This is a genomic window from Stenotrophomonas sp. Marseille-Q5258 (assembly GCF_946900935.1).
Taxonomy (GTDB): Bacteria; Pseudomonadota; Gammaproteobacteria; order Xanthomonadales; family Xanthomonadaceae; genus Stenotrophomonas; species Stenotrophomonas nematodicola.
This window is the reverse complement of sequence record NZ_CAMPPN010000052.1, coordinates 1-5306: the sequence shown is the minus strand read 5'-3', so window position 1 is coordinate 5306 and position 5306 is coordinate 1. Positions and strand designations below refer to the sequence as shown.

Sequence of the window (5306 nt, the reverse complement as noted above, 5' to 3'; positions counted from 1 at the left end):
AGGAGCAGAAGGCACACAGAAGGGGTCGCGGGGCGGGCGTAAGAGGTGTAAAGGAACAGCCCCCAAGGCCCCCAAGGCCCCCAAGGCGACCAGAACCCCCAAGCCGGCGAAACCCGCCAAGCCGGCTAAACCTGCCAAGCCGGCCCCGGCCGCACCCGCGCGGCGGACGCGCAGCCGATGAAGGGCCCGTTGGGATTCAACGCAGAGGACCTGCTGCAGGAAACCCTGGCCATGCAGCGCAAGCTGATGGACGGGCTGACGCTGCTGCCGTCGGTGGAGGACGTGGACTACGGCGTCACCGCGCGCGAAGAGGTCTGGCGGGACGGCAAGGTAGCGCTGTATCGGTTCATCGGCACCGAAGCGCCGGTGCACTCGACCCCGCTGCTGATCGTGTATGCCCTGGTCAACCGGCCGTACATGGTTGATCTGCAGGCCGACCGTTCGCTGGTGCAGAAACTGCTGGCACTCGGGCACGACGTGTACGTGCTGGACTGGGGCTACCCGGACCGCTCCGAGCGCTACCAGACGCTGGAGGATTACCTGCTGCGGTTCATCGACGGCGCGGTGGACCACCTGCGCGCGCAGTCCGGCGGCCCGATCGACATGCTCGGCATCTGCCAGGGTGGGGTGTTCGCGCTGTGCTACGCGGCCCTGCGCCAGCACAAGCTGGCCAACCTGGTCACGATGGTCACGCCGGTGGATTTCCACACTGCCGACAACATGCTTTCGCACTGGGCACGGCATGTCGACGTCGACCTGCTGGTGGACACGCTGGGCAACATCCCGGCCGACCTGATGAATGCCAGTTACCTGATGCTCAAACCGTTCCGGCTCAACGTGCAGAAGTACGTCGGTCTGCTCGACATCCTGGACGACAAGGCCGCGCTGGAGGACTTCCTGCGCATGGAAAAGTGGATCTTCGATTCGCCCGATCTCGCCGGCGAAGCCTTTCGCGACTTCATCAAGCAGTTCTACCAGGGCAACGGCCTGATGCACGACGGCGTGCGGATCGGCGAGGAACATGTCGACCTGCGCCAGGTGACGCTGCCGGTGCTCAACATCTACGCCGAACAGGACCATCTTGTCCCGCCGGATGCCTCGCGCGCGATGCGCGGCCGGATTGGCAGCAGTGATTACACCGAAAGCAGCTTCCGTGGCGGCCACATCGGCATCTATGTCTCCGGCCGCGCCCAGCGCGAAGTGCCTGCGACCCTCTCACAGTGGCTGAAGGAACGAACATGACCCACCTCCGCGTGATGACGATGCTGCTCGTGGCGCTGCTGGCGGCCGCCGGTGGCGCCTCGGCCGCGCCCAGCGACACCGCGCGCCGCGAGATCGCCGCGCTGATCGGCGCACTGGACGGCTCGTCCTGCCGCTTCCAGCGCAACGGCAGCTGGCACGACGCCGCAGAAGCGCGCGCGCACCTGCAGCGCAAGTACGACTACCTGCTCAGGAAGGACAAGGTGGATACGGCCGAACAGTTCATCGAACGGGCCGCCAGCCAGAGCAGCATGAGCGGCAAGCCCTACCGGATCGCCTGCCCGGGCCAGCCCGAACAGACCGCGGCGGCGTGGTTCGGTGCGCGCCTGAAGGCCTTGCGCGGACGCTGAGCGCCTGGCGCCGCATGCGCCGCATACACACCGGTCCGCGCTAGCATTTCCCTCATACCGTTGGAGGACCCTGCCATGAACGCCACACCCCGCACGCTCTCGCGCTCGCTCAACGACCGCATGATCGCCGGCGTGATGGGCGGCATCGCGCACCGCTTCGGCTGGAACCCGACGCTGCTGCGGATCGTGTTCGTGGTGGTCTCCCTGGCGTCGGCTGCCTTTCCCGGCATCCTGGTGTACCTCATCCTCTGGCTGCTGATTCCCAACGAGGCCGATTGATCCTGCCGCCATTGGCGCTGCGCGTCCTGCAGGGGCTGGGCGCGCTTTGGACCGCGCCCAACACCCTGATCGGTCTGCTCGGTGGCCTGCTGGGGATGGTGGCGGGCGCGCGTCCGTCGTGGAATGCACGCGACCGCGCGGTCGTGTTCCGTGACTGGCCGTGGGGGCCGGGCGGCGCGATCACCCTGGGCAACGTGATTCTGCACACCGGCCCGGTACTGGACGTGCCGTGCCGCACGTACGCGCATCAGGCGGGCCACTGCACCGAGCCGGTCATCGGTCTGCACGACCATGAGCGCGCACATGTCTATCAGTACATGGTGCTGGGCCCGTTGTACCTGCCGGTGTACCTGCTGTGCGGCGGCGTCAGTGCGCGCAATCCCTTCGAGCGCGCGGCCGATGTGTATGCGATGACCGGGCGCGGCTGGTGGCCGTAATGGCCACGTGTTAGCGATGCGTTAATTTCGTGTAAGCAAAACGTCGGTAACGCGACGTCATCTGCATGCAAACAAACGTTATTAACCTCAATGACGCATCAGTCAGGTTGGGCCCGGTAAGCTGCACGCTGTTGGACATGCACGATGCTTTTTGGAGGAGTACATCACATGGCAATTGTTCTTTATGTCGGTGGTAGCAAGGATGGCGACAAGGGCCTGGTGCCCCACGGCTTCAGCAAATCCCGCGCCGAGACGGCCCAAGGGCCGGAGATCTACACCGAGCGGTTCATGGAACTGCAGGGCGTGGGCCGGGTGCGCGTCATGGCCCTGGAATCCCTGCTGGATGAATCGGTGAAGGTCCGCGCGGCGCAGCACTACCGCTGAGCGCCGACCATCGGCGACAGGTTGGAGGGCGGCTGTCAACGGGTTTCCCCCGCCGCCCTGCGTTGCCACAATCGGGTTTTCCGTAACGTGGCTCCGGCCGGAAGCAATGCCTGACATCAAGCTCGCCCAGCAGATCGCCCAGACCATCGCCGACGAAATCGGCGCCCAGGCTGCCCAGGCGCGTGCCGCCATCGCCCTGTTGGACGAAGGCGCCAGCGTTCCGTTCATCGCCCGCTACCGCAAGGAAGTCACCGGCGGTCTGGACGACACCCAGCTGCGCAACCTGGAGACGCGCCTGACCTACCTGCGTGAACTGGAAGACCGCCGCGCCGCGGTGCTGTCCAGCATCGACGAACAGGGCAAGCTCAGCGACGAATTGCGTCTGGACATCCTGGCCGCGGACACCAAGTCGCGCCTGGAAGACCTGTATCTACCCTACAAGCCCAAACGCCGCACCCGCGCCCAGATCGCGCGCGAGGCCGGGCTGGAACCCCTGGCCGATGGCCTGCTGGCCGATCCTGGCCTGGACCCGCAGGTGTTCGGCGCCACTTTCGTCGATGGCGACAAGGGCGTGGCCGACGTCAAGGCCGCCCTCGAAGGCGCCCGGGCGATCCTGATGGAGCGCTGGGGCGAGGACGCGGCGCTGGTCGGCGAGCTGCGCAACTGGCTCGGCGAGCACGGCGTCATCCGCGCCCGTGTTGCCGAGGGCAAGGAAGAGCAGGGTGCCAAGTACCGGGATTATTTCGAGCACGCCGAGCCGCTGGCGAAGATTCCGTCGCACCGCCTGCTGGCGCTGTTCCGCGCGCGCCGCGAGGAAATTCTGTTCCTGGAGCTGGACCCGGGCAGTGATGCCGAGGCCGGCCACCAGTACGCCGAGGGGCGTGTGGCGCACAACGCCGGCATCCGCGATGCCGGGCGCCCGGGTGACCGCTGGCTGCTTGACGCCTGCCGGCTGACCTGGCGCGCCAAGCTGCACATGCACCTGCTGCTGGACCTGTTCAACCAGGCGCGCGAAAAGGCCGAAGCCGACGCCATCGCGGTGTTCGGCGACAACCTCAAGGATCTGCTGCTGGCCGCCCCGGCGGGCCCGAAGACCGTGCTTGGCCTGGACCCGGGCATCCGTACCGGGTGCAAGATCGCCGTGGTCGATGCCACCGGCAAGCTGGTCGCCACCGACACCATCTACCCGCACGAGCCGCGTCGCCAGTGGGACCAGTCGCTGCACACGATCCGGCAGCTGTGCATCACGCACAACGTGGAGCTGATCGCGATCGGCAACGGCACCGCCAGCCGCGAGACCGACAAGCTGGCCGGCGAGGTCATCAAGGCGCTGGGCGACACCCGGCTGCAGAAGATCGTGGTCAGCGAGGCCGGCGCATCGGTGTACTCGGCCTCGGAACTGGCGGCCAGGGAGTTCCCCGATCTGGACGTGTCGATCCGCGGTGCGGTGTCGATCGCGCGGCGTCTGCAGGACCCGCTGGCCGAGCTGGTGAAGATCGAGCCCAAGGCGATCGGCGTGGGTCAGTACCAGCACGACGTGGACCAGTACCGCCTCGCGCGCGCGCTGGATGCGCGGGTGGAAGACTGCGTCAACGCGGTTGGCGTGGAGGTCAATACGGCCTCGGCCGCACTGCTCTCGCGGGTATCCGGCTTGTCCTCCACCGTGGCCGAGAACATCGTGCGCCACCGTGACGACAACGGTCCGTTCAAGCGCCGCAAGGACCTGCTCAAGGTGCCGCGCCTGGGCGACAAGACCTTTGAACAGTGCGCCGGCTTCCTGCGCATCGCCGACGGCGACCAGCCGCTGGATGCCTCGTCGGTGCACCCGGAAGCCTATCCGGTGGTCGAGCGCATCGTGGCGGCCACCGCGCGCCCGATCAAGGCGCTGATCGGCGACGGCAGCTTCCTGCGCAGTCTGAAGGCCGAGCAGTTCACCGATGCCACCTTCGGTGTGCCGACGGTGCGCGACATCCTCAAGGAGCTGGAGAAGCCCGGCCGCGACCCGCGCCCCGAGTTCAAGGCGGCGCGCTTCGCCGACGGGGTGGAAGAGCTGAAGGACCTCAAGGTCGGCATGATCCTCGAAGGCGTGGTCAGCAACGTGGCCGCGTTCGGCGCGTTCGTGGACATCGGTGTGCATCAGGACGGCCTCATCCACATCTCGGCGCTGTCGGACACCTACGTCAAGGACCCGCGCGACGTGGTCAAGGCCGGCGACATCGTCAAGGTGAAGGTGCTGGAGGTCGACGTGGCCCGCAAGCGGATCGCGCTGACCCGTCGCCTGGACGACACCCCGGCACCGGCCAAGGCCCCGGGCGAGCGCGACGCGCGTCCGGCCGGCGGTGGCCGCCGCGACGGCGGGGGCCCGCGTCCCGGCAGCCGGGGTGGCCCGTCTGGTCCGCGCCCGGGCAGCGGCGCCCCGCCGGCCAACAATGCCCTGGCCGACGCCTTCGCCCGCGCAAAACGCGGCGGCTGAGGGGCTGGGAGCCGGCGGCGGTCGCGGTGCGACCGCCGCCGTTCGCCGCAACGTGACATGGGTACCGGCGGCGAACAGGCCTGTTTTCGTGGGCTGCGCGCCGCCGCCGGGGCGGCGGCGGGC

General features: G+C 67.9%; 6 protein-coding genes. All 6 read left to right on the top strand.

Going from position 1 to position 5306, the window contains the following annotated elements; translation table 11 throughout:
- Window positions 1–177 precede the first annotated feature (177 nt).
- The 6 genes from phaC to OC534_RS19130 all read left to right on the top strand — a co-directional run bounded on the left by phaC (window position 178) and on the right by OC534_RS19130 (window position 5183).
- Window positions 178–1242 carry a class III poly(R)-hydroxyalkanoic acid synthase subunit PhaC gene (phaC, locus tag OC534_RS19155; RefSeq protein WP_017356975.1) on the top strand — a complete coding sequence of 355 codons (1065 nt, stop codon included), beginning with the start codon at window positions 178–180 and terminating at the stop codon, window positions 1240–1242.
- Window positions 1239–1610: a YfeK family protein gene (locus OC534_RS19150; protein WP_262072406.1), complete on the top strand. Its 372-nt coding sequence runs from the start codon at window positions 1239–1241 to the stop codon at window positions 1608–1610. The genes phaC and OC534_RS19150 overlap by 4 nt, the downstream gene beginning before the upstream one ends.
- 75 nt (window positions 1611–1685) lie before the next feature.
- Complete coding sequence (locus OC534_RS19145) at window positions 1686–1889, top strand: PspC domain-containing protein (RefSeq protein ID WP_017356977.1); 204 nt, start codon at window positions 1686–1688, stop codon at window positions 1887–1889.
- On the top strand, window positions 1886–2326 hold the full coding sequence (locus tag OC534_RS19140; RefSeq protein WP_017356978.1) for a hypothetical protein: 441 nt from the start codon (window positions 1886–1888) through the stop codon (window positions 2324–2326). The genes OC534_RS19145 and OC534_RS19140 overlap by 4 nt, the downstream gene beginning before the upstream one ends.
- Before the next feature lie 168 nt (window positions 2327–2494).
- Window positions 2495–2710, top strand: coding sequence for a hypothetical protein (locus OC534_RS19135; RefSeq protein ID WP_017356979.1), 216 nt, complete (start codon window positions 2495–2497; stop codon window positions 2708–2710).
- Window positions 2711–2816: 106 nt separating this feature from the next.
- Entirely contained in the window at window positions 2817–5183 is a 2367-nt protein-coding gene (locus OC534_RS19130; protein WP_262072405.1) for a Tex family protein, read from the top strand.
- Window positions 5184–5306 lie beyond the last annotated feature (123 nt).

Coding starts and splice junctions, on each gene's coding strand:
- phaC (WP_017356975.1), top strand. CDS start 178: ATGAAGGGCCCGTTGGGATTCAACGCAGAGGACCTGCTGCAGGAAACC.
- OC534_RS19150 (WP_262072406.1), top strand. CDS start 1,239: ATGACCCACCTCCGCGTGATGACGATGCTGCTCGTGGCGCTGCTGGCG.
- OC534_RS19145 (WP_017356977.1), top strand. CDS start 1,686: ATGAACGCCACACCCCGCACGCTCTCGCGCTCGCTCAACGACCGCATG.
- OC534_RS19135 (WP_017356979.1), top strand. CDS start 2,495: ATGGCAATTGTTCTTTATGTCGGTGGTAGCAAGGATGGCGACAAGGGC.
- OC534_RS19130 (WP_262072405.1), top strand. CDS start 2,817: ATGCCTGACATCAAGCTCGCCCAGCAGATCGCCCAGACCATCGCCGAC.